Annotated in this window: 18 protein-coding genes, 1 tRNA gene and 1 pseudogene; 10 read left to right on the top strand and 10 right to left on the bottom strand. The window is 72.9% G+C overall.

The genetic code is table 11. The features are described 5' to 3' along the window. Positions 1-44: 44 nt before the first annotated feature. From CRYAR_RS37995 to CRYAR_RS38005, 3 genes are all read right to left on the bottom strand, one after another. Entirely contained in the window at positions 45-989 is a 945-nt protein-coding gene (locus tag CRYAR_RS37995; RefSeq protein ID WP_035858072.1) for an NADP-dependent oxidoreductase, read from the bottom strand. A 76-nt stretch (positions 990-1,065) separates the two neighbouring features. After that, positions 1,066-1,920, bottom strand: coding sequence for a helix-turn-helix domain-containing protein (locus tag CRYAR_RS38000; protein ID WP_035858074.1), 855 nt, complete (start codon positions 1,918-1,920; stop codon positions 1,066-1,068). A gap of 36 nt (positions 1,921-1,956) precedes the next feature. Next, positions 1,957-2,637: a VC0807 family protein gene (locus CRYAR_RS38005; protein ID WP_051571471.1), complete on the bottom strand. Its 681-nt coding sequence runs from the start codon at positions 2,635-2,637 to the stop codon at positions 1,957-1,959. A gap of 38 nt (positions 2,638-2,675) precedes the next feature. On the opposite strand from CRYAR_RS38005, the gene CRYAR_RS38010 reads away from it, so the two are divergent. Further along, complete coding sequence (locus CRYAR_RS38010; RefSeq protein ID WP_051571472.1) at positions 2,676-3,494, top strand: PaaX family transcriptional regulator C-terminal domain-containing protein; 819 nt, start codon at positions 2,676-2,678, stop codon at positions 3,492-3,494. On the opposite strand, the gene CRYAR_RS38015 is transcribed toward CRYAR_RS38010, so the two are convergent. The 3 genes from CRYAR_RS38015 to CRYAR_RS38025 form a co-directional block, all read right to left on the bottom strand. Beyond that, on the bottom strand, positions 3,468-4,670 hold the full coding sequence (locus CRYAR_RS38015) for an MFS transporter (protein ID WP_035858076.1): 1,203 nt from the start codon (positions 4,668-4,670) through the stop codon (positions 3,468-3,470). The two genes, CRYAR_RS38010 and CRYAR_RS38015, sit on opposite strands and share 27 nt — an antisense overlap. Before the next feature lie 128 nt (positions 4,671-4,798). Next, on the bottom strand, positions 4,799-5,785 hold the full coding sequence (locus CRYAR_RS38020) for a hypothetical protein (RefSeq protein WP_051571473.1): 987 nt from the start codon (positions 5,783-5,785) through the stop codon (positions 4,799-4,801). A gap of 112 nt (positions 5,786-5,897) precedes the next feature. Continuing rightward, positions 5,898-7,370 (bottom strand): tetracycline resistance MFS efflux pump, encoded by a 1,473-nt coding sequence (locus CRYAR_RS38025; protein ID WP_035869477.1) that lies wholly within the window; start codon positions 7,368-7,370, stop codon positions 5,898-5,900. A gap of 196 nt (positions 7,371-7,566) precedes the next feature. On the opposite strand from CRYAR_RS38025, the gene CRYAR_RS38030 reads away from it, so the two are divergent. Then, positions 7,567-9,150, top strand: a complete 1,584-nt coding sequence (locus CRYAR_RS38030) for a peptide chain release factor 3 (protein ID WP_245620595.1) — start codon at positions 7,567-7,569, stop codon at positions 9,148-9,150. Here the strand turns inward: CRYAR_RS38030 and CRYAR_RS38035 are convergent. Then, positions 9,147-10,568: an FAD-dependent monooxygenase gene (locus CRYAR_RS38035; RefSeq protein WP_035858080.1), complete on the bottom strand. Its 1,422-nt coding sequence runs from the start codon at positions 10,566-10,568 to the stop codon at positions 9,147-9,149. The two genes, CRYAR_RS38030 and CRYAR_RS38035, sit on opposite strands and share 4 nt — an antisense overlap. Positions 10,569-10,800: 232 nt before the next feature. Here CRYAR_RS38035 and CRYAR_RS38040 point away from each other — a divergent pair, with 232 nt between their 5' ends. Together CRYAR_RS38040 and CRYAR_RS38045 are read left to right on the top strand one after the other, a co-directional pair. Beyond that, positions 10,801-11,583 (top strand): hypothetical protein, encoded by a 783-nt coding sequence (locus CRYAR_RS38040; RefSeq protein WP_035858082.1) that lies wholly within the window; start codon positions 10,801-10,803, stop codon positions 11,581-11,583. A 5-nt stretch (positions 11,584-11,588) separates the two neighbouring features. Beyond that, positions 11,589-11,963, top strand: coding sequence for a GntR family transcriptional regulator (locus CRYAR_RS38045; RefSeq protein WP_035869480.1), 375 nt, complete (start codon positions 11,589-11,591; stop codon positions 11,961-11,963). A gap of 1 nt (position 11,964) precedes the next feature. On the opposite strand, the gene CRYAR_RS38050 is transcribed toward CRYAR_RS38045, so the two are convergent. Next, the gene (locus tag CRYAR_RS38050) at positions 11,965-12,846 is read right to left on the bottom strand and encodes a TIGR03854 family LLM class F420-dependent oxidoreductase (protein WP_035858084.1); all 882 of its coding nucleotides are present in this window, start codon (positions 12,844-12,846) and stop codon (positions 11,965-11,967) included. 7 nt (positions 12,847-12,853) lie between these two features. Next, positions 12,854-13,822, bottom strand: coding sequence for an SEC-C domain-containing protein (locus tag CRYAR_RS38055; RefSeq protein WP_035869483.1), 969 nt, complete (start codon positions 13,820-13,822; stop codon positions 12,854-12,856). 82 nt (positions 13,823-13,904) lie between these two features. Between CRYAR_RS38055 and CRYAR_RS38060 the strand changes: the two genes are divergently transcribed. The 6 genes and pseudogenes from CRYAR_RS38060 (at position 13,905) to CRYAR_RS38085 (ending at position 19,336) form a co-directional block, all read left to right on the top strand. Next, a tRNA-Met gene (locus CRYAR_RS38060) sits at positions 13,905-13,981 on the top strand. Between the two features lie 407 nt (positions 13,982-14,388). Continuing rightward, positions 14,389-14,806 (top strand): annotated as a pseudogene (locus CRYAR_RS51400) (RNA polymerase sigma factor); the annotation flags it as partial. 182 nt (positions 14,807-14,988) lie between these two features. Further along, positions 14,989-16,158, top strand: a complete 1,170-nt coding sequence (locus tag CRYAR_RS38070; RefSeq protein ID WP_035858087.1) for a cytochrome P450 — start codon at positions 14,989-14,991, stop codon at positions 16,156-16,158. A gap of 18 nt (positions 16,159-16,176) precedes the next feature. Beyond that, positions 16,177-17,451 (top strand): hypothetical protein, encoded by a 1,275-nt coding sequence (locus tag CRYAR_RS38075; RefSeq protein ID WP_035858090.1) that lies wholly within the window; start codon positions 16,177-16,179, stop codon positions 17,449-17,451. 73 nt (positions 17,452-17,524) lie between these two features. Then, positions 17,525-18,358, top strand: coding sequence for an alpha/beta fold hydrolase (locus CRYAR_RS38080; protein ID WP_035858092.1), 834 nt, complete (start codon positions 17,525-17,527; stop codon positions 18,356-18,358). Positions 18,359-18,382: 24 nt separating this feature from the next. After that, positions 18,383-19,336, top strand: a complete 954-nt coding sequence (locus tag CRYAR_RS38085) for an NAD-dependent epimerase/dehydratase family protein (protein ID WP_035858093.1) — start codon at positions 18,383-18,385, stop codon at positions 19,334-19,336. A 159-nt stretch (positions 19,337-19,495) separates the two neighbouring features. Here the strand turns inward: CRYAR_RS38085 and CRYAR_RS38090 are convergent, their stop codons facing one another. Next, positions 19,496-20,545, bottom strand: a complete 1,050-nt coding sequence (locus CRYAR_RS38090; RefSeq protein WP_035858095.1) for a hypothetical protein — start codon at positions 20,543-20,545, stop codon at positions 19,496-19,498. Between the last annotated feature and the right edge of the window lies 1 nt (position 20,546).

Raw genomic sequence — 20,546 nt, forward strand, 5'->3', positions numbered from 1 at the left:
GAGAGTGCGCGCGGAGGGGCCTGCTTCGCGTCGGCAATAGCCACCTAGGCCGAGGGGGCGACGACGACCGCCTTGCCGGAGAGGTCGCCCGCGCCGGCCTGGGCGTGGAGTGCGGACAGGTCGGCCAGCGGCACCCGCTGGGCGACGTCGACGGTCAGCTCGCCGGTGTTGACCCGGGCGACCAGGTCGGCCAGCTGGTCGGCGTCGCTGCGGACGAACAGGTCGATGCCGCGGACGCCGCGCTGCTCGTCGGACGGGGCGGGCATCCAGACCGTGGTGTTGACCAGGGTGCCGCCGTCGCGGATCAGCGGGACGAGCGCCGCCAGCTGCTCGGGGGCGACTGGCGCGAGGTTGAGCGCGAGGTCGACCGGTTCCGTCACCGCCGCGGTCACGTCCGCGGTGGTGTGGTCGATCACCTCGTCGGCACCGGCGGCCCGGACCCGGTCGGCACTGCGCGGGCTCGCGGTGGCGATCACCCGGGCCCCGGCGCCCTTGGCGAGCTGCACGGCGTAGCCGCCGACCGCTCCACCGGCGCCGTTGATCAGCACCCGCTGCCCGGCGACCAGGTTGCCGTGCTCGAACAGCGCCTGCCACGCGGTGAGGCCCACCAGCGGCAACGCCGCCGCGTCGGCCAGCGGGACGGTCTTCGGGGCGGCCGTCAGGATCTCCGCCGGTGCGATCGCGTATTCCGCGGCCGCGCCGGTGCCCGCCATCGGCAGGAAGCCGACGACCTGGTCACCGACCGCGACGCTGTCCACCCCGTCGCCGACCGCGTCGACCGTGCCGGACACGTCGATGCCGGGGGTGTGCGGGAGCTCGACCGGGATCGGCCCCTGCATGAAGCCGCCGCGGATGTTGCCGTCGACCCCGTTGAACGACGTGGCAGCGACGCGGACCCGAACCTCACCGGCGCCGGGGGTGGGCTGCTCCACGTCCTCGTAACGCAGAACCTCGGGACCGCCGAACTCGGAAAAACGCACTGCCTTCATTGCTGGGCCTGCTTCCTGTGAGTGATCCGCGGCCCCGTCACCAGGGCCGCACTCAACATCGCAGGATCCGGCGCGGTCAGCCTGGGCCGAGTTGGCCCACCCGCACGACGGCCGGCCCGTCGGCGGCACCGACGACCTCGGCCAGCCGGGCCGCGTCGGCCGAACCCGGCGCCGCGGTGAGCAGCAGCGCGGTCAGGTCGTCGCCGGGGACCGCGAGCAGGCTGCCGACGAGGGTGACCGAGTGGCCGTCGGGGTGCTCGAACGTGGCGCTGCTCTCGTAGGCCGCCACCGGCCGCGGTGCGCGCCACAGGGCGTCGAACCGGCGGCTGTGGGTACGCAGCTCGTCGACGAGCGCGGCGAGGGACGCGTCGGCCGGGTACCGGAGCAGCGTGCTCCGCACCTGGGCGACGAGGATCGCCTCGTGATCGGACGCGTCGGCGTCGGACTGCTGGAACTGGTCGAACGGATCACAGAACGTACGCCAGGCGACGTTCCAGTCCCAGGGGTTCCCGGTGAGGGTCCAGTGCTCCAGGGCCAGGAACGCGCTGTTGACGGCGACCAGGTTCATCGCCGAGTCGGAGATGAACATCGGGGTGTCGGCGAACCGCTCCAGCAGCCGGGTCGCGCCGGGGCCGACCTCGTTGGGCACCTGCCCGTCGGCGGCGGCGTACCCCGCCAGCGCGCAGAGCCGCTCGTACTCGGCCCGCCCGACCTTCAACGCCCGGGCGATCGCGTTGACCACCCCGGCCGACGGATGGCTGCGCCCCTGTTCCAGCCGCCGCACGTAGTCCGCGGACATCCCGGCGAGGTCGGCGAGTTCCTCCCGCCGCAGCCCCGGGACCCGTCGGTCACCCAGCGCCAACCCGACGGTCGCGGGGGCTGTGCTCTCGCGCAGCTGGCGCACCGCGGCGCCGAACTCCTGTCCTCCCACGCCCTCATTGTGCCCTGACGTCCCACGGATGGGACCTCACGGATTCGCGGCCGCCGGCGGCGGTTCCGCGCCGGCCAGCCCGCGCCGCTGCGCCCCGGCCTGCGCCCGGCGACCGGCGGTGACACTCAGCGTGATCAAGCCGATGATGACGACGTACGGCACGACGTTGTTGACCACGACCATCGGCCCCGTGCCCAGGCGCCACGTCAGCACCGCCCGGATCACCGCCTCGCCGACCAGCGCGAGACCCCAGATCGTCGTCAGCCGCCGCTGCAGGCTGCGGAAGTCGGGGTGCCCCCAGAGTCCGTCCCACCAGTCACGCTGGGCCTTGGAGCCGTCGGTGGCGAACCGGCGCCCGAAATAGAACGTCAGCGGCTTGGCGACGACGAGCGTGACGAGGAACGCCAGCCCGATCACACCGGTGGTGATCGAGTCCTTGAGGAACACCGCCCGCGCGTCGTCGGAGAACACCGTCGTCGCGATACCGGCCAGCAGGCCCAGCAGCACGAACACGCTGAACTCGTCGACGTGACGCTGGCGGTGCAGGGTCCAGGCCAGCTCGGCGGCCGGCCAGACACCGGAGAGCAGGAGCGCCGGAACCTCACCCACCCCGGCGCCGACGAGCACGAAGTACGTCCCGATCGGTAACGCGATGTTCGCGACGAGCGGGATCACCCACGACTGCAGTACCGACTGGTTGCTGGCCGGCTTGTCCATGTCCGTGCCCCCGATATGTGACTTGGTAGCCTACGACCGTGAGCGAGGTTATCACGCGAGGATCGTCGGTCGGGCTCGTTCCGTTCCTGTTCGGCCTGGCCGGTCGCGCGGCTCTGCCCGGCGTCGGGCTGCGGCGGTTGCTCGGTGACCTCGGCCTCTCCGACGACGCGGCCCGCGCACTGCTGTCCCGGCTGACCCGCGCGGGCGAGCTGACGAGCGAACGGCACGGCCGCACGGTCGACTACCGGCTCGCCGGCAACCTCGCCCGTGGCTTCGAGCGCATCCGGACGTCCGGCCAGGCTCCACCGTCCGACTGGTCCGGCTCGTTCGCGGCCGTGCTCTACCAGGTACCCGAGGAGCACCGAGCGTTCCGCGACGCGCTGCGCCGAGCGGCGGTGCTCGCCGGTTACGGCATCCTGCAACCGGGCGTCCTGATCTCGATGTCCGAGCTCGGCACCCGCCTCGACGGTGTCCTCGCCGATCGGCCGGTGGAGGCCAGGGTCTGGCCGGCGCGGCTCGCGCTCGACGTCGACGACGCGGCCGCGGCGGCGTCGATCGCCTGGGGCCTGCCCGAGCTGGCCCGCGGCTACCACGTCCACCTGGGCCGCCTGGAGACCGCCGGAACGCGGACGCCCACCGACCCGCCCACGGCACTGCGCACCTACGCGGACACGCTGATGCCGATCCTGGTCGAGACGCTCCGCGAGCCGCGGTTGCCGCCGGCCCTGATGCCGCCGGACTGGCCCGGCTCCGAGCTCCGCACCGCCATCGGCCGGTACTCCGCCGTCACGGTCCCCGCTTTCACCGCCTACGTCGACGCCGTGACGAGCTCAGCGGGTGCGCGAGAGCGCGCCTGAGAGCGCGATGATGAGCACGCCCACGATCGCCAGGCCGGTGGCGATCAGCGCGGGAGCGCGATAGCCGAACCCGGCGGCGATGACGACCCCGCCGGCCCACGCCCCCAACGCGTTGCCGACGTTGAGCGACGCGTGGTTCATCGCCGCGCCGAGCGTCACCGCGTCGCCCGCGACGTCCATGAGACGCAGTTGCAGGTTCGTCACCACGATCGACCCGAGGCCGGCGAAGACGAACACCACCGGGAGCGCCCACCAGCCGTGCGGCGCGGCGAACCAGAACGCCAGCATGGCCAGCGTCGTACCGATGGCGCCGAACAGCAGCGACCGGTAGACCGACCAGGCCGCCAGCTCGCCGCCGGCCCAGGTGCCGACGGTCAGCCCGAGGCCGAACGCGAGCAGGAACAGCGGGACGGCGGACGCCGTGAGACCGGCGACGCCGGTCACGGTCGTGGCGATGTAGGAGTAGATCGCGAAGACACCGCCGAGGCCGATGGAGCCCGCCGCGATCGTCAGCCACACCTGGCCGCGGGTGAAGAACATCCGCGCCTCGGCACGGCCGCTGCTCTGGCCGGCGGCCGGCGTCGCGGGCACGAACGCGGAGATCAGCGCGACCGCGAGGGCCGCCAGCACGGCGCAGGCCAGGTAGGTCGTCCGCCAGCCCAGGTGCTGCCCCATCCAGGTCGCCGCGGGCACGCCCACGAGGTTCGCGACCGACAGGCCCAGCATCACCGACGCGATCGCGCGACCCCGCCGGGCGGGGTCGACGAGCGCGGCCGCCGCCAGGCTGGCGATACCGAAGTACGCGCCGTGCGGCAGCCCGTCGAGGAAACGCGCGGCGACGAACAGGCCGTAGTTCGGCGCGATGGCGGTGAGCAGGTTGAACGCCGCGTACGCGCCCATCAGGGCCAGGAGCAGCCCGCGCCGGGGCAGCTTGGCCCCGAGGATGGCCAGGATCGGCACGCCGACGACCACGCCGAGCGCGTACGCGGTGATGCCGTGCGCTGCTTGCGGCTCGGTGCGGTGGAGCCCTTCGGCGATCTGCGGGAGCACGCCCATCGTGACGAACTCGGTGGTGCCGATCGTGAACCCGCCGACGGCGAGCGCCAGCAGGCCCGGGACGGCTCGGGCGCGGCGGGGAGTGTCGGGGAGCGTGGCAACGGGCGACGTGACGGTCATTCGGGCGCGATTCCTCTGGGTCGGACGTCGTCACCCGTCTGGTAGCGGCAGGCCGATCGCCTCTCGGTATCTCGGCAACGCTGCCGTCCGGAAGAGTAATCCGCGTCGGTTGCTCCCGCCCACTCCCGTCAGTCGTCGAGGAGGGCCCCGATCCGGTCCAGCGCGGCGACCGCGTCCGCCTGGTCACGGCGCCCGAGGCCGCAGCTCGTCGACACGTCGACCCGGTCGCCGATCGCGTCCTCGACGTAATCGCGGACGCGCCGCTGAGCGGCCAGGTCGTGTCCCTCGTGGGCGTAACCGGCGACGACGCGCACGTCACGCGGCCGGAGACCGCGCAGCGGCCGGTAGAACGCGGGGTCGGTCGCCGGCGGTTCCGCGCCCGCCGCCAGCGGGAGGTGCACGAACTGCAGCGGGCGTGTCGCCGGCCACCGCTCGACGAGCGCGTTGGCCAGCTGGACGAGCGGCTCGGCGTCGTTCGGCGCCCCCAGCGCGCGGTGATTGAGATCACCGAGGCAGAGGTGCACGCCGAACCGGGCCCCGCGGGGGGCGCCCAGGGCCAGCGCCGCCACCCGTCCGGCGAGCAGCGCCGCGAGTGCTCGGCGGGCGGGGCGCGGCGCCCTGGTCAGGAGCACCGCCTCGGCCGGTAGCTCCAGCTGGAACAGCACGTCGTCGCCGTGCGCCTCGTTCATCGCGATCGCCAGCGCTTCGGCGAACGGCCGCTCGTAGCGCAGGACCCCGCGCGGACCGAACGTGAACAGGGCCAGATCGATCGCTCCGGGAACGCCGACCTGGAATCCGCCGACCCCGTCGGCACGGTGCTCCCGGTAGATCGGGTACGCCGCCCGCGCGGCCTCCGTGATGCCCAGCTCGAGGGTCGCGCCGTAGAGCCGTTCCCCGGGACGAACCCGGTAGCGGGGCACCGTGTCGTACCCGGAGAAGTCCCCGGGCCGGCTGATCTCCAGCGCCGGATGGTGACGGAAGTCATCGAGGACGTTCATGATCCACTGGCTCCGCTCGCCGGTTTCGCCGTCGGAGAGGTAGTCCAGGCGCCCCCGGAGGTGGTCGACCGCTAACCGCATCGCCTCGGCGGCGTCGGCCGCCGGGATACTGCCCACGAGGTGGGCTCGGCGTCCGCTAGTGGATCCAGGCACACGTCGAGCCTGTTCGGTCGGGCCTGGCGCCGCGTCGGCACTTCCTGCCTATTCGTCGAGTGCCTACTCACCGGCGTCACTCGCTGGTCGAGCGCGAGTTGGTCAGCGTGAGCGCGCCGCCGGCCGCGACCAACCCGACGATCACCGCCACCACCGCGTACGTGATCCGCTCGCCGTGGAAGAACGACGCCACCAGGCTCTCGCTCCAGGCGCCGGCCGGCAGCTGGGTGGTCACCAGCGCGGCGATGAACGTGCCGATCACCGCGGTTCCGACGCTCGTGCCCACCTCCTGCGCCGTGTCGTTGAGCGCGGTGCCCATCGAGGTGCGGTTGCTCGGCATCGCGTCGACGAGCTCGATCGCGCAGATCGTCATGACCGTGCGCAGGCCGATCGTCATCAGGACCAGGCACGCCGCGATCACCGGGTAGCCGTGGTCGACGCCCCAGGACAGACCGGCCAGCGAGGTGGCCAGGAAACCCGCCCCGACCAGGCACGCGATCCGGTGGCCGAACTGCTTCGCGAGCCACTCCGAGAGCGGGGTCGCGGCCAGCATCGTCACGATGATCGGCAGGTTGGCCAGGCCGGCGCGCATCGGGCTCCACCCGTAGGCGTACTGGAAGTGCAGGATCAACCCGAACATCACGGAGGCCATCGCGATCGACGTCCCGATCTGGGCGATCGCCGCGCCGCGCACGGTGCCGTTCGAGAACAGGCGGAGGTCGAGCATGGGAGCAGCGCTGCGCCGCTCGTGCCAGACGAACCCGACCCCGGCGGCGACGGCGCCGAGGATCGACGCGATCGTGATCCCGGAACCCCACCCGTTCTCGATCCCGCTGGTCAGCGAGTAGCAGGCGAGCCCGATCGCGGCGACGCTGAGCACGGCGCCCGGCAGGTCGAGAGCGTCGTCGGTCAGGTCCTCCTTCCGGTCGGCCGGGACACCGAACCGCACCCCGAAGAAGGCGACGAGCGCGATCGGGGCGTTGATCAGCAACAGCCACTGCCAGTCGAAGTGGGCCAGCACGGTGCCGCCGAGCACCGGCCCGAGGACGAAGCCGGACATGCCGACGACGATCATCACGGTCATCGCGCGCATGCGCAGGGTCTGGTCGTCGAAGAGACGGAAGACCAGCGAGTTCGTGATCGGCGCCATCGCCGCGGCCGCGATGCCGAGCCCGGCTCGCAGCGCGATCAGCTGCCAGCTCTCCGAGACGAAAGCCACGCCCAGGCTGAGCAGGCCGAACACGGTCAGGCCGACGAGCAGGACACGGCGGCGTCCGAGGCGGTCGGCCATCGACCCGGCGGTGAGCAGCAGACCGCCGAACGTCAACGCGTAGGCACCGGTGACCCACTGCAGGCCGGTGGTGCTGCTCCCGAGGTCACGGGCGATCGTCGGGAGCGCGATCGACAACAGCGTGTTGTCGACCATCTCGACGAAGAAGGCCAGGCAGAGGGCGGCCAGCGGAATCCAGGCCGCGCCCAGGGAGCGGTAGGTGTGCGACGACCGGCCAGAAGCGGCGACGTCGGTGGTGGCGGTCACGGTGGAACCCATCGGTAGGTACTTCGCGGTCATGAGGCGCGGTTGCGCACAGCAACGACCTTGGCCGCCACCGCAGTCAGATCGCGCACAGATCGCTGCCAACCGCCTCTCAGCGTGCTGTCAGCGCGGGAAGTCGGCGTTGGCGGACATCTACCGCGTCCGCATACGCTGACGGCCGAGACTTTGGTCAGCTGGAAGTAGGGATCTGGTGTCCGACCCGGACGTCGCCGTTCAAGCCCGCCGTCGGCGGACCTTCGCCGTCATCAGCCACCCCGACGCGGGAAAGTCCACGCTGACGGAGGCGCTGGCACTGCACGCCGACGCCATCACCCAGGCCGGGGCGGTGCACGGCAAAGCGAGTCGCCGCGGCGTGACCAGCGACTGGATGGAGATGGAGCGCGAGCGCGGCATCTCGGTCACGTCCGCCGCGCTGCGGTTCACCTACCGCGACACGATCCTCAACCTCGTCGACACGCCGGGGCACGCCGACTTCTCCGAGGACACCTACCGGGTCCTGACCGCGGTCGACTGCGCGGTGATGCTGCTCGACGCGGCCAAGGGCCTGGAGCCCCAGACGCTGCGCCTGTTCGACGTCTGCCGGCACCGCGGCATCCCGATCCTCACGTTCATCAACAAGTGGGACCGGCCGGGGCAGGACGCGCTCGGGCTGCTCGACGCCGTCGAGGAGCGTCTCGGCATCCGCCCGACGCCGGTCACCTGGCCGGTCGGCATCGCCGGTGCCCTGGACGGGATCGTCGATCGCCGCCGCGGCGACGAGGTCGTCGGGTTCGAACGCTCGGCCGGCGGCGCCACCGTGGCGGCGGAGAACGTGCTCGCCCCGGACGCGCTGCGTGGCAACGCCGCGTACGGCACGGCGGTCGAGGAGCTGGACCTGCTGAGCAGCATCGGCGCCGTCCACGACCCCGACGACTTCCTGGCCGGCAAGGCCACCCCGGTGTACTTCGGCAGCGCGGTGTCGAACATCGGCGTGCGTCACCTGCTCGACGGCATCGTCGACCTGGCCCCGTCGCCCGGCCCACGGCCGACCGCCGGCGGGCCACCGCGGCCGCTCGAGGCCGACTTCTCCGGCGTCGTGTTCAAGGTCCAGGCGAACATGGACCGGGCGCACCGGGACCGCATCGCGTTCGTCCGGGTGTGTTCCGGCCGGTTCGACCGGGGCATGCAGGTCGTCCACGCCACGACCGGCCGCCCGTTCAGCACGAAGTACGCCAGCTCGCTGTTCGGTCAGGAGCGCTCGACCCTCGACATCGCCTACCCCGGCGACGTGGTCGGCCTGGTCAACGCATCCGCGCTGCGTGTCGGCGACACCCTCTACACCGGGCGCGCGGTCGCGTTCCCGCCGCTGCCCGCGTTCGCGCCCGAGCACTTCGCCGTGCTCCGCCCCAAGGACCTCAGCCGGGTCAAGCAGTTCCGCCGCGGCGTCGTCCAGCTCGACGAGGAAGGCGTCGTCCAGGTGCTGGTGTCCGACCGCCGCGGCGAGCAGGCCCCGGTGCTCGCCGCGGTCGGTCCGATGCAGTTCGACGTCGCGCTGCACCGGCTGGCTCAGGAGTTCGGCGCGCCCGGCGTCCTGGATCCGCTGCCGTATCAGCTGGCCCGCCGCACCGACGCCGCCGCGGTCGGCGTCCTGGAGCGGGCTCCCGGGGTGGAGGTGTTCACCCGGACGCGGGACGGGGCTCTGCTCGCGGTCTTCCCGTCGCCCTGGCGGCTCTCCTCGGTGTCCCGGGACAACCCCGGCATCCGGCTCGACGACATCCTCGACAGCTCGAGCTAGGTGGCGGGGCCGAACCAGCGGGCGAGCCGGTCGTCCAGCTCGTGCTGTTCGTCACCGGCCCAGGCGACGTAGCCGTCGGGGCGGAGCAGGACGGCCGGAGCCTCCAGCGGCGCAGTGGGATCCGCGACGTGATCGACCCGGTCCGACCAGCGCCCGACGGCCAGGCGTCCGGTGCGGTCCAGCACCAGGCCCCGGCCCCCGTGCATCCGGTCGTAGAGGCTCCCCCCGGCGAGGGCGAGGTCACGCAGGCGGCGGCCGACCAGGTCGGGGCCGTCACCGACGTCGTAGCGGACGTCGATCGCGGTGATCTTCCCGATCAGGTGGCGGTTCACCTCGGGGAAGTTCATCAGCTCGGTGAGCAGCCGGCGCACGGCCTGCGGACCGGGTTCGGTGGACGAGAGCTCGATCTGGGCGCGGGTGTTGTCCAGGACGTCAGCGGCGACCGGGCGCCGTTCGGACTCGTAGGTGTCCAGCAGCGTGTCCGGCGCCCAGCCGCGGACCTGGGCGGCGAGCTTCCAGCCCAGGTTGAACGCGTCCTGCAGACCCAGGTTGAGGCCCTGCCCGCCGATCGGCGGGTGGATGTGCGCCGCGTCGCCGGCGAGCAGGACCCGCCCGACCCGGTAGTGCTCGGCGAGCCGGGTGGCGTCGCCGAAGCGTGACAACCAACGGGGTGAGTGCACCCCGAAATCGGTTCCGGCGAGCGCACGCAGCCGCAGCCGGAAATCGTCGAGCGTCGGTGGTTCCGCGCGATCACCGACTCCCTCGGCCGGAACGATCACGCGATAGACCTGGTCGCCGACCGGGCTCACCAGGAAGCGCGGGTCGGCCCGGCGACGCTCGGCCACCGTGGCGGCGATCTCCTCCGGTGGCGCCCCGGCCGCCATCTCGCCCATCAGCGTTTCGGTACGCGACGGCTCGCCGGGGAAACCGACGCCGAGCAGCTTGCGCACCGTGCTGCGGGCCCCGTCGCAGCCGACGAGGTAGCGCGAACGCACCGGTTCCGCGCCGTCGACCTCGACGGTCACGCCCTCGTCGTCCGACTCGAACCGGGTGACCGCGCACCCGTGCCGGAACTGGGCTCCCAGCGCGGCCGCGTGCTCCTCGAGCAATGTCACGATGACCGGCTGCGGAATGCCGAGCAGATAATCGTGCGCGGAGTCCAACCCGTCGGGGACCGGAGCCGGAATGGCCGCGAAGAAGCCGGCGGCCGGGCGCTTCCGCCCGCGCTCGGCGATGCGCTCGAGCAGACCACGCATCGCCATCAACTCGAGGCTGCGGATGTGCAGGCCGACGATCCGAGCGAACGAGACGGGTTCGGTCTCTTTCTCCAGGACGAGGACCCGGACGTCGTGCCGCCGCAATTCGGCCGCCAGCACGGCTCCGGTCGGTCCGCCGCCGGCAATGACTACGTCGAACATGTGGTGGTGCCTTTCGGGAGAGAGGCGCTCCCGGCGACACCTACGTCGATCGCCCGATCGTGACGGGAGGGGGAGCACCCACGCAGCCAACGGTCATGGGTCTCACCTCCTCCGGCAGGGTCACGGCTGCCCGCAAGCTACAAGACCGCGCGGCGGCCCGTCCACGGGATATTGACTTGTCGCAAGTCTTGTCTCAAGCTCTTGAGACAAGACTTGCGACGTTGGAGGTGCCATGTCTGCCGAAACCGTCCCGACGGAGATCAAGATCGCTCGCTTGTGGCTGGCCGCACGGGGCCTGACCGACGTGCGGTCGACCCCGGTGCTCGCCGCGCGCCTGACGGTCCGGCGGCGCTCCCGCGTGATCGCCGCGCTCGTGCTGGCCCTGTTCCTGATCGCGGTCGCCCTCGTCAACGTCGCCCAGCTGCCGTCCGACGCCGCCGACGACGAGCTGGGGTGGGGCCGGCGCGTGGCGTTGCTGGGGCTGGTGGCGCTGGTGCTCGGGCTGGTGCTGAGCCTGTCCCTGCTCGACCGGTGGGTCTGGCGGGTCGACCAGCGGGCGGCCGCGGCGCTGCCCCGCCGGGCCGCCCATCCCGTCCGGCCCGACTGGCGCACCGTGCTCGGCCGGGCGCGGGCCGCGTTCCTGGTGACGACGTTCGCGGCGGCGTCGACGCTCGCGGTCGCCAACCTGATCGTGCGCGACTCCACCGCGCGGTACGCGGCGATCATCCAGGTCGTCGGGTTGTGCGGCCTCGCGGTCGGCACGGCCCTGCAGCTGCGCCACGTGCTGACCCGCCCGGTCGTCGCCGACGACGAGAGTTCGCTGACCGCCGATTTCCTGATGCGGGTCGAGGATGCCCGGGAGATCGCGGTGCCGACGGCGGTGTGGTCACTGCCGGTCGTGTCGGTGTTCGCGACCGGGCTCGACTCGTGGACCTACGCCTGGCTCGCGTTCATCGTCGCGAGCGTCGTCGCGCTCGCGGTGATCACGGTGCTGACCGCGCGGGCCGCGAGGTGAAGCAGATGCTGGTCATCGACTCGTCCTCACCGACGCCGCCGTTCGAGCAGCTCCGGGCCCAGCTCGCGCAGCAGATCCAGGACCGCACGCTGGCCGTCGGAACCCGGCTGCCGACCATCCGCCGCCTCGCCGCGGACCTGGGGCTGGCGGTCAACACCGTCGGCCGGGCCTACCGGGAGCTGGAGGAGGCGGGGCTGATCGAAACCCGCGGGCACGCCGGGTCGTTCGTGTCCGCGGCCGGCGAACCGGGGCGCGCCCGGGCGCAACGCGCCGCCAGCGAGTACGCGGCGGTGATCACGAGCATCGGCCTCGACCCCAACGAGGCGCTCCGGATCGTCCAGGCGGCGCTGGGCCGGGGCATCCCCGACCCGACGGCCTGACTCAGGTCTCCAGCGGCTTCGCGTGCTCAGCGAAGGCGTCGAGGAAGGTGTCCCACTCCTCCGGGGTGATCACCGGGTAGAGCACGAACTTGGTGACGCCGGCCTCCACGTACCGCTCGATCGTCGCGGCGATCGCCGGCCAGCCCACCGGTACCAGCTCAGCCGGGTCGACGTCGGGCCGGCGGGCGCGGAGGGCTGCCGCCGTCCCGTCGGGCAGCGAACCGAACGCCACCGGCAGGCTCAGCCCGAAATGGTCCGGTTCGATCTCGCGCCCGGCCCGCTCGGCGGCCGCGTTGATGCTCACGATGCCGGCCGCCGTCTCCGCAGGCGTCTGCCGGCTGGCCAGCCATCCGTCGCCGAACCGGCCGACCCGCTCCAGCGCGGCCGGCACCGCACCGCCGAGCCAGATGTCGGGCCGGCGCTCCGGCCACTCCCCGATCCCGATGTCGTCGAACGAGAAGTGGTCGCCGTGGAAGCTGACCGTCGGCTCGGACAGCAGCCGGCGCACCACGGTGAGCGCCTCGTCGAAGACCGCGCCACGGCGGCCCGGTGGCACCGGGAACGCGCCCCGCTCGCTCGCGCGGGCCGGACCGAGGCCGACCGCGGGTAACACCCGCCGCGGAGCGAGCAGCGCGAGCGTCGCGAGTTCCTTCGCGAACAGCACCGGGTTCCGCCCGGGCAGCACGACCACACCGGTGCCGACCTTCAGCCGCTCGGTGCGGGCCAGCGCCCAGGCCAGGCCGGCCATCGGGTCGACCGACCGGGCCGAGAGCTGCTCGGAGAGCCAGAGCGAGTCGACGTCCAGCTCTTCGAGCCGGGACACCAACCGCTCCAGCGCTCCGGCGGGCAGCGAGCCGGTGCCCACCCCGATGCGGATTTTCACCCGCTTCTCACCCCCGCGAGCGGGGAAGGCAGCACTTCTTGTACTTGCTGCCGGAGCCGCACCAGCACGGGGCGTTCCGCTCGGGCGGCCAGTTGATGTGTTCGGTGCTGTTGCTGACGTAGGCCGCCCTGGTCTGCGGGTCGGCCGGGTCGCCGGCCGCCTCCAGGCCCGCGACCGTGCCGGGAACCAGCACCAGATCGGGCCCGGACCGCCGGACCAGCTCGCGCTCCAGCCGGGCCCGGTGCTCGTCCCAGTTCGCGCCGTAGGTCTCGGTCAGCGCCGGCCACCGCTTCACCAGCTCGTCGAACTCGGCCTGCGGCCAGAACACCAGGTCGTCGGTGGCCTCCGCGGCCGTGCGGGCATTGGCGTTGGCGAGCTTGGTCTCGAGCCGTTCGGCGAGCACGTCGTGCGCGTCGTGCGAGCGGCCGAGCGTGTGGCGGATGCGGTGGCGCTGCTGCAGCAGGAAGAACAGCAGGCCGGCGTCCTCGGCGCTGGTCGGGTCGGGGCCCTCGCGCTCGGCCAGGACCTCCTCGACCGCTCCGGTCAGCCACTCCTCCGCGAGCTGGGCGCGCCCACCGACGGCCAACGCCACGGTGAGGTACGCGGCCGCTTCGGTGTACTGGGTGAGCACGGGGCGCAGCGGCTCGAGCTCGGCCACCGCCTCGTCGTCACGGCCGGTGCGGAACAGGATCCGCGCCCGCAGTGCCCGGGCCGCCGCGGACTGGCTGTCTTCGCGTTTGCCGTACGCCTCGAGCGCGCGGTCCACGTACCGGAGAGCGGCGTCGAGCTTGGAGCGGCTCTCGGCGATCTCGGCGGCGAGTACGAGCGCGAGCCCGGCGTCTTCCGGGTCGGACAGACGACCGGCGTCCACGGCGCCCGACAACTCGGCGGCTATGCCGAGCGGATCGGCCGCGCCCAGTGCGGACTGTCGGATCTCTGCAAGGTCTGTGCTGGTCAGATCAGCTTTCAGCGCCACGCAGCAACCGTACTCCGCCGGAGCGGATTTGCCGTTCACGGGATAGCGAGCTAACGTTCACAACGTCCTCACGGGGACGCGGCGCGGGGTGGAGCAGCTCGGTAGCTCGCTGGGCTCATAACCCAGAGGTCGTAGGTTCAAATCCTGCCCCCGCTACCAAAGGAACGGCCCGGACGGTTTCCGTCCGGGCCGTTCCGTATGTTCCAGGTCACATCTCACCGGGTAGCGCGGCGCGCTGACCGGACCGCTCTTCTTCCGCCTCCGCGCTGATGCCGTCGCCGGGCTGGGCACGCCGGCACCGGCCGTCGGTCTCCGGCGCACGGCCGCCGACCCGCCCCGCGCCGGGTCGGTGCCGATCGGGTCGGGACTGTTCACGTTGGATCCCCGGTTCGGCTTTCGGCCGGCGCCCCCGACCGGACGTCCCGGCCCGCCGTCACGCACGGGGTGGCGTCACGTTCACCGCGCTGGAGGCCGCCGCGGCGGCGCTCGGCGTTGAGCCCCCATCGCCAGGTGGGACGACGCCGACGTTCCCTCCGAAGAGGGTCTCGGCCTCCCGGCGCCGGGAGGTGCCCGGCGCGCTGGTGCGCTTCGGCCGTTTCGACCTGGCCGAGGACGCCGTGCCGGTGGCGCTGCTCGTCGCGAGCCGCCGCGGGCCGACGACCGGCGTCCCGGAGGATCCGCGCGGGTGGCTGATCCGGATCGGGCCGCAAGATGGTCGACCGGCTCCGCGCCGAACAGGCCCGGCGGGCCCGCGAGCAACGCGTGCTCAGCGAGCCCGTCGGCCCGGAGCCCGCGGCCGACGACGGCCTGACGCCGTTGGCGCTGTGCTGCCACCCGGCGCTCAGCAGCGTCTCGCGGGTCGCGCTCACGCTGCGTGCCGTCGGCGGCCTCACGACCACGGAGCACGCCCACGGCACCAACGAGGCCACGATGGCGACCCGGCTCAGCCGCCCGAAGCAGCAGCTGACCCACACGAACGCGCGCGGTGCACACCGCCGCGTCGACGCCCGACCGCACCGACCGGCCGCAGATCGCGGCGCTGTACCTGGGGGTGGAGCGGCTCACCCGACCGCGCCGGTCCGGCTCAGCCGAGTCGTCGGGGTGGCCAACGCGTACGGCCCGCGCAGCCAACCTCCATAATCCCCCTTAATGGGTAAAAATAGGGCATGACCGCACTGCCGATGTACATGGCCAGGGACGGCTTCGATCCGGTGCCCGATCTCGTCGACGCTCCGCGGGTGAGCCGGGTCCGGACACCGTTCGGCGTCGACGCCTGGCTGGTCTCCCGGCGCGACGACGTCCGGGACGTGCTGTCCGACACCGGGCGGTTCAGCAACGCCAGGCGCTTGCGTGACTTCCCCGGTTTCGAGGACCTGGACGACGAGCAGTTCGCCCGCGCCCGGGCGGGGAACCTGCTCAGCTTCGATCCACCCGACCACACCCGCCTGCGTCGCTTCCTCACGGCGGAGTTCACCGTCCGGCGCGTCCGCGCGCTCGAACCCCGCGTGCACGAGATCGTCGACGAGCACCTCGACGCGATGGAGCGCACCGGTCCGCCCGTCGACCTGGTGCCGGCGTTCGCCCTGCCGGTGCCGTCGCTGGTGATCTGCGAGCTGCTCGGCGTCCCGTACCGCGACCGCGACGGGTTCCAGCAGCGCACGCGCGGGCTGCTCGACATCCGCACGACACCGAAGGAGCGCCGCCGGCTGGGTGACGAGTTGCGCGCGTACATGGCGTCGCTCGTCGAACGGGAACTCCGCGACCCCGGTGACGCGCTGCTCGGCTCGCTGATCCGCGAGCACGGCGACGACCTGTCGACCGACGAGCTGGTCGGCATGGCGCTGCTGCTGCTGATCGCCGGGCACGAGACCACGGCGAACATGCTCGGCCTCGGCACGCTCGCGCTGCTCCGTGCGCCCGCGCAGCTCGAGCGGGTCCGCGACGACGACGAAGCGGTCGGGCCGGCCGTGGAGGAGCTGTTGCGGTGGCTGTCGATCGTGCACGCCGGCGCGTTCCGCACCACGGTGACCGACGTGGAGTTCGGGGACGTGCGGATCCCGGCCGGGGAACTGGTGCTCTGCTCGCTGGCCGCGGCCAACCGCGACACCGCCACGGTCGACGACCCCGATCGGCTCGACATCGGCCGCGGCGAGATCGGGCACCTCGCGTTCGGGCACGGTGTGCACCACTGCCTGGGCGCCTCGCTCGCCCGCGTCGAGCTACGCGTCGCGTACCCGGCGCTGTTCCGCCGCTTCCCGGGCCTGCGCGAGGTGAACGCCGAATTCCGGGCGTCGCATGCCATCTTCGGCCTGGAGAGCTGTGTCGTGTCGTGGTGACGGCCCATACTCTCCGGCGTGGACGGTGCGGGGTGGCTGATCGGGCTGGTCGTGTTCGCGGTGGTCTCGGCCGGTGTCACCGCCGTGGGCACCCAGCGACGCCAGCGCCGGGTGGTGGGCGGTGAAACCGTGCGGTGCCGCACCACGCTGGTCGTCGGCGAGGAACGGCCGCCCTGGTGGCGGGGACTACGGGCCGGGTGGCTGCACTTCTCCCCCGGCCGCGCCGAATGGCGCAGCGCGTTCGGCCGGACGCACGCCGACCTGTCCGGTGCGCGGGTGCACGCGGTCAGCGGCACCGCGGGTACCTACGGCGCCGTCGGCGACACCGATCTCCGCCTGACCCTTGCGAACGGCGGGCGCGTGCGGCTGGACCTCAAACGCCGGGACGCGGTGACTCTCACCGGAGCACTCTCGGCCCGCGCCCCCCGCGGGAACCCGGCCCCGCCGGCGCGGCGCCGATGGCCGGTGATCGCGCTGGCGCTCTGCGGCGCCTGGCTGCTGACCTGGGCGCTCGACGGCCCGACCGTCGATCGGGACTGGACGGTCGTCCTGGCGCTGGCCGGGACGCCACTCGGGATCGCGGGGCTGGCCGGGCTGGCGTTCGACCACGGCGACCGGCGCACCCCGCACCGGACCCTCCCGGTGCCGGCCCGTCCGCTCGAACCCGAACTGCCGCCGCTGATCGAGCCGCGGTTCGACGACCTCGCCCCGTACGCGGCCCGCGAGGCCAGGCCGTACGTGTGGCTGGACCCGCGCCGGCCGGACGGGATCCGGCTGCGCCCCGGGCGTCCGGAGGTGCTCGATCGGCTGGGAGCACCGGCCGCGGTGATGATCCTCGTGGTGAGCGTCCTGCGTCCCACGTCGGTCACCAGCGTCGCGGCCATGCTGACGCTCGGCGCCGCGCTGCTGCTCGGCGTGTGGGCACTCCAGCGGGTCGTGACGCTCTTCCCCGCGCACCGCACGCTGCGCGCCCTCGCCGACCAGCCGGGAGAGGCGGTGTCCGGGCTGGTCACCGCGGACCCCGACGGAGCGCCCGTGCTCCTGCTCAGCGGTCGGGACCGGTGCCGGGTGCCGTTGCGCTGCCCGCTGCCGGCCGCCGCGCTCGATTTCACCGGCCCGCTCCGGCTCCGCTCCCACGACCGCCTGTTCACGTTCGACGACGTCCCCGGCGTCGCCCTGCTCCCCGACGGCCCGATCACGGCGTTGTCCGCCGATGAGCTCACCACTTTCTTCGACTCGGCCGGTGCCCTCCGCCGGGACGGCAGACGAGCCGCCGCCGGCTATCGCGTCTGACCCCACCCTTGACAGGTGAAGCTAACCGGATTAGCTTTTAGCTAAGCCTATTAGCTAGTGCCTGGAGGCAGCCATGACCGAGTTCCTCACCGTCGACGGCGGCACGATCGCCTACGACGTCACCGGCACCGGGCCGCTCGTCGTGCTCGCGCACGGCATGGGCGACAGCCGCGCGTCGTACCGCTTCGTCGTTCCGCCGCTGGTCGCGTCCGGCTACCGCGTCGCCAACGTCGATCTGCGCGGGTGCGGCGAGTCGAGCGCCGTCTGGTCGTCGTACACCCGCACCGACATCGCCGGGGATCTCCTCGCGGTCGTCCGGCACCTGGGCGGCCCGGCCGTGCTGGTGGGGCAGTCGATCTCCGGCGGCGCGGCCACCGTCGCCGCGGCGCTCGCCCCCGACCTCGTCGACGGCATCGTCGAGATCGCCCCGTTCACCCGCAAGCAGGCGATCAGCCTCGGATCCCTGCGTTCGAAGAGCTACCGCACCGGCATGGTCCGGCTGCTGATGATGGCCGTCCTGGGCAGCACCACCTGGTGGCACCGCTACCTCGACCACGCCTTCCCCGGGCGCAAGCCGGCCGACTGGAGCACCCAGCTGGAGAACAACCGGGCGATGCTCGCCGAGCCGGGCCGGATGAAGGCACTGCAGGCCATGGGCCGGACCCCGGCCACCGACGCCGCGGAGCAGCTGGCCGACGTCCGCTGCCCGGCGCTGATCATCGAGGGCTCCCTCGACCCCGACTGGGCCGACCCGCGCGCCGAGGGCGAAGCGATCGTGGCCGAGCTGCCGTCCGGCGTCGGCACGCTCGCGGTGGTCGACGGCGCCGGCCACTACCCGCACACCCAGTACCCCGATGAGACCGTCGCGCTGCTGTTGCCGTTCCTCGGGGCTCACGCGCGCGCCTAGAGCACGTCCGGGAAGATGACGGGTATGCGACGGGTAGTGGTGATCGGGGCTACGGGGCACATAGGCAGCTATCTGGTGCCGCGGCTGGTGCGCGCCGGGTACGAGGTGGTCGCGCTGAGCCGGGGTGAGCGCGCGCCGTACCACGAAGCTCCGGAGTGGCAGTCCGTCCAGCGGCTGACCGTGGACCGGGACGCGGAGGACGCGGCCGGGACGTTCGGCACGCGGGTGGCGCAGCTGGAGCCCGACGCGGTCGTCGACCTCATCTGCTTCACGCCCGACTCGGCCCGGCAGCTCGTCGAGGCGCTGCGGCCGACCCGGCCGCTGCTGCTGCACTGCGGAACGATCTGGGTCCACGGCCGCGCCGCCGGGGTGCCGATCACCGAGGACGAGCCGCGAACGGGCTACGGGGAGTACGGCACCGGCAAGGTCGCGGCCGAGGAGCTGCTGCTGCAGGACACCGGCGTGCCGACCGTGGTGCTGCACCCCGGGCACATCTCCGGCCCGGGCTGGCCGGTGATCACCCCCGCCGGGAACCTCGACCCGGACGTCTGGCGACGGCTGGCCACCGGTGAGCCGCTCGCCCTGCCGGCCCTCGGGCTCGGCGTGCTGCACCACGTCCACGCCGACGACGTCGCCCAGGCGTTCGAGAAGGCACTGACCCGGCCCGACGCGGTGGGGTCCAGTTTCCACGTGGTGGCCGAGCGGGCGATGACCTCGCGTGGGCTCGCCGCCGGTGCCGCGGCCTGGTTCGGCCGCGAGCCGGTGCTCGAGCTGGTCGAGTGGGCCGAGTTCGAGGAGCGGGTGGGGCCGGAGCACGCCGGGGTGACGCGCGACCACATCGAGCGCAGCATCACCGCCGACATCACGCGCGCCCGCACGGTGCTCGGCTACGCGCCGAAGTACACCGCGCTGGACGCCCTCCACGAATCGGTCACCTGGCTGGCCGCGAACGGCCACGTCGACCTCGGCGGCCACTGACCCCACCGGTCAACGTCGCCGGGGCCCGGCGGACGGGTGCGGCAGGGACGGCGAGCCGCCCGGCTCGGTGTTCGCGGAATACCAGGTGCTGTCCGACGTCAGGCCGGTGCTGCGACGCCTCGAGGCCCGCGAGACCGTCGGCAAACTCGTCCTCAAGCCCTAGCCGACGAACGGGCGCTTCCAGTTGTTCGGATCGCCGGGGTCGTCGACCAGTTTCACCGTGGACGCGGCGCGCCGGGCGACGTCGGGCTCGATCACCGGCCCGGAGCCCGTCACGGCCACCGGGACGACGCCCACCACGTCCTTCGTGGTCGGACGCACGACGGCGGCGTCGTCGGGCACCGTGTTCGTCGCCCCGCTGTCGTGCTCGTCGTCGCCGGCCAGCACGTACGGGGTCGACGAGCGCACGGCGTCCTGGTCGTTCGTGGCCGAGACCGTCACCCAGCTCCCGTACAGCCAGCGGCCGTCGGAGCTGAACTTGAGCACACCGGCGTAACGGCCGTCGGGGCCGGTCATCGTCGCGGCCCTGGCCAGTTTCAGCCCCCCGGGCGCCGGGACGGTGAACGGCATCCGCACCGGGGTGTTCCCCGTGGTCCGCAGCGCCTTGGCCAGCCGGACGGCCAGCTCGACCGGGTCGGACGAGTCGTAGATCTTGACGACGGCCCACGCGGTCGGGCCCCAGAACCACCAGAGCTCGCCGGCGCGGTCCGACTTCGGGTCGGGGCGGAGCCAGTGGCTGGGGTTGCCGTCGCCGTAGATGCTCGCGGCGTTCGTGGACGGCCACTCTTCGCTCGGCAGCACCTGCCCGGTGCCGTTGATGCTCAGCGTGGCCAGCGGCGCGTTTCCCTTCCCCAGCAGCGTGATCCGCTGGTAGGTGGTGGCGGACTCGTGCTCTTCGGCGACCACGCCCTCGGGGCGCCAGGTGAGTTCGAGCGCGAACCGGGTCGGGTCGAACACGTGCCTCGGCGACGGGTTGAACTCCGCCGGCGCGGCCGCGACCGACGTCGGCTCGTCGTTGCGCAGCGTCGGGAGCAGGGCCAGCACGAGGCCCAGCGCGACGACGAACGCGCCCGACGTCAGCCCGGCGATCCGGTTCCGGCGGCGGCGACGCTTCACGCCGGCGATCGCCCGCCGCGGATCGACCCGGCTGGGCGGTGGTTCGTCGGCGACGAGGGTGCGCAGCAGCGTCGCGGCCCGGTAGTCGTCCATC

The organism is Cryptosporangium arvum DSM 44712 (assembly GCF_000585375.1).
GTDB classification, from domain to species: domain Bacteria; phylum Actinomycetota; class Actinomycetes; order Mycobacteriales; family Cryptosporangiaceae; genus Cryptosporangium; species Cryptosporangium arvum.

Excerpts from the sequence above, each read along its gene's own strand:
- CRYAR_RS38090 (WP_035858095.1), bottom strand. The coding sequence starts at position 20,545 with ATGGACGACTACCGGGCCGCGACGCTGCTGCGCACCCTCGTCGCCGAC.
- CRYAR_RS38015 (WP_035858076.1), bottom strand. The coding sequence starts at position 4,670 with ATGACCGTCACGTCGCCCGTTGCCACGCTCCCCGACACTCCCCGCCGC.
- CRYAR_RS37995 (WP_035858072.1), bottom strand. The coding sequence starts at position 989 with ATGAAGGCAGTGCGTTTTTCCGAGTTCGGCGGTCCCGAGGTTCTGCGT.
- CRYAR_RS38005 (WP_051571471.1), bottom strand. The coding sequence starts at position 2,637 with ATGGACAAGCCGGCCAGCAACCAGTCGGTACTGCAGTCGTGGGTGATC.
- CRYAR_RS38085 (WP_035858093.1), top strand. The coding sequence starts at position 18,383 with ATGCGACGGGTAGTGGTGATCGGGGCTACGGGGCACATAGGCAGCTAT.
- CRYAR_RS38040 (WP_035858082.1), top strand. The coding sequence starts at position 10,801 with ATGTCTGCCGAAACCGTCCCGACGGAGATCAAGATCGCTCGCTTGTGG.
- CRYAR_RS38045 (WP_035869480.1), top strand. The coding sequence starts at position 11,589 with ATGCTGGTCATCGACTCGTCCTCACCGACGCCGCCGTTCGAGCAGCTC.
- CRYAR_RS38035 (WP_035858080.1), bottom strand. The coding sequence starts at position 10,568 with ATGTTCGACGTAGTCATTGCCGGCGGCGGACCGACCGGAGCCGTGCTG.
- CRYAR_RS38070 (WP_035858087.1), top strand. The coding sequence starts at position 14,989 with ATGACCGCACTGCCGATGTACATGGCCAGGGACGGCTTCGATCCGGTG.
- CRYAR_RS38080 (WP_035858092.1), top strand. The coding sequence starts at position 17,525 with ATGACCGAGTTCCTCACCGTCGACGGCGGCACGATCGCCTACGACGTC.
- CRYAR_RS38025 (WP_035869477.1), bottom strand. The coding sequence starts at position 7,370 with ATGGGTTCCACCGTGACCGCCACCACCGACGTCGCCGCTTCTGGCCGG.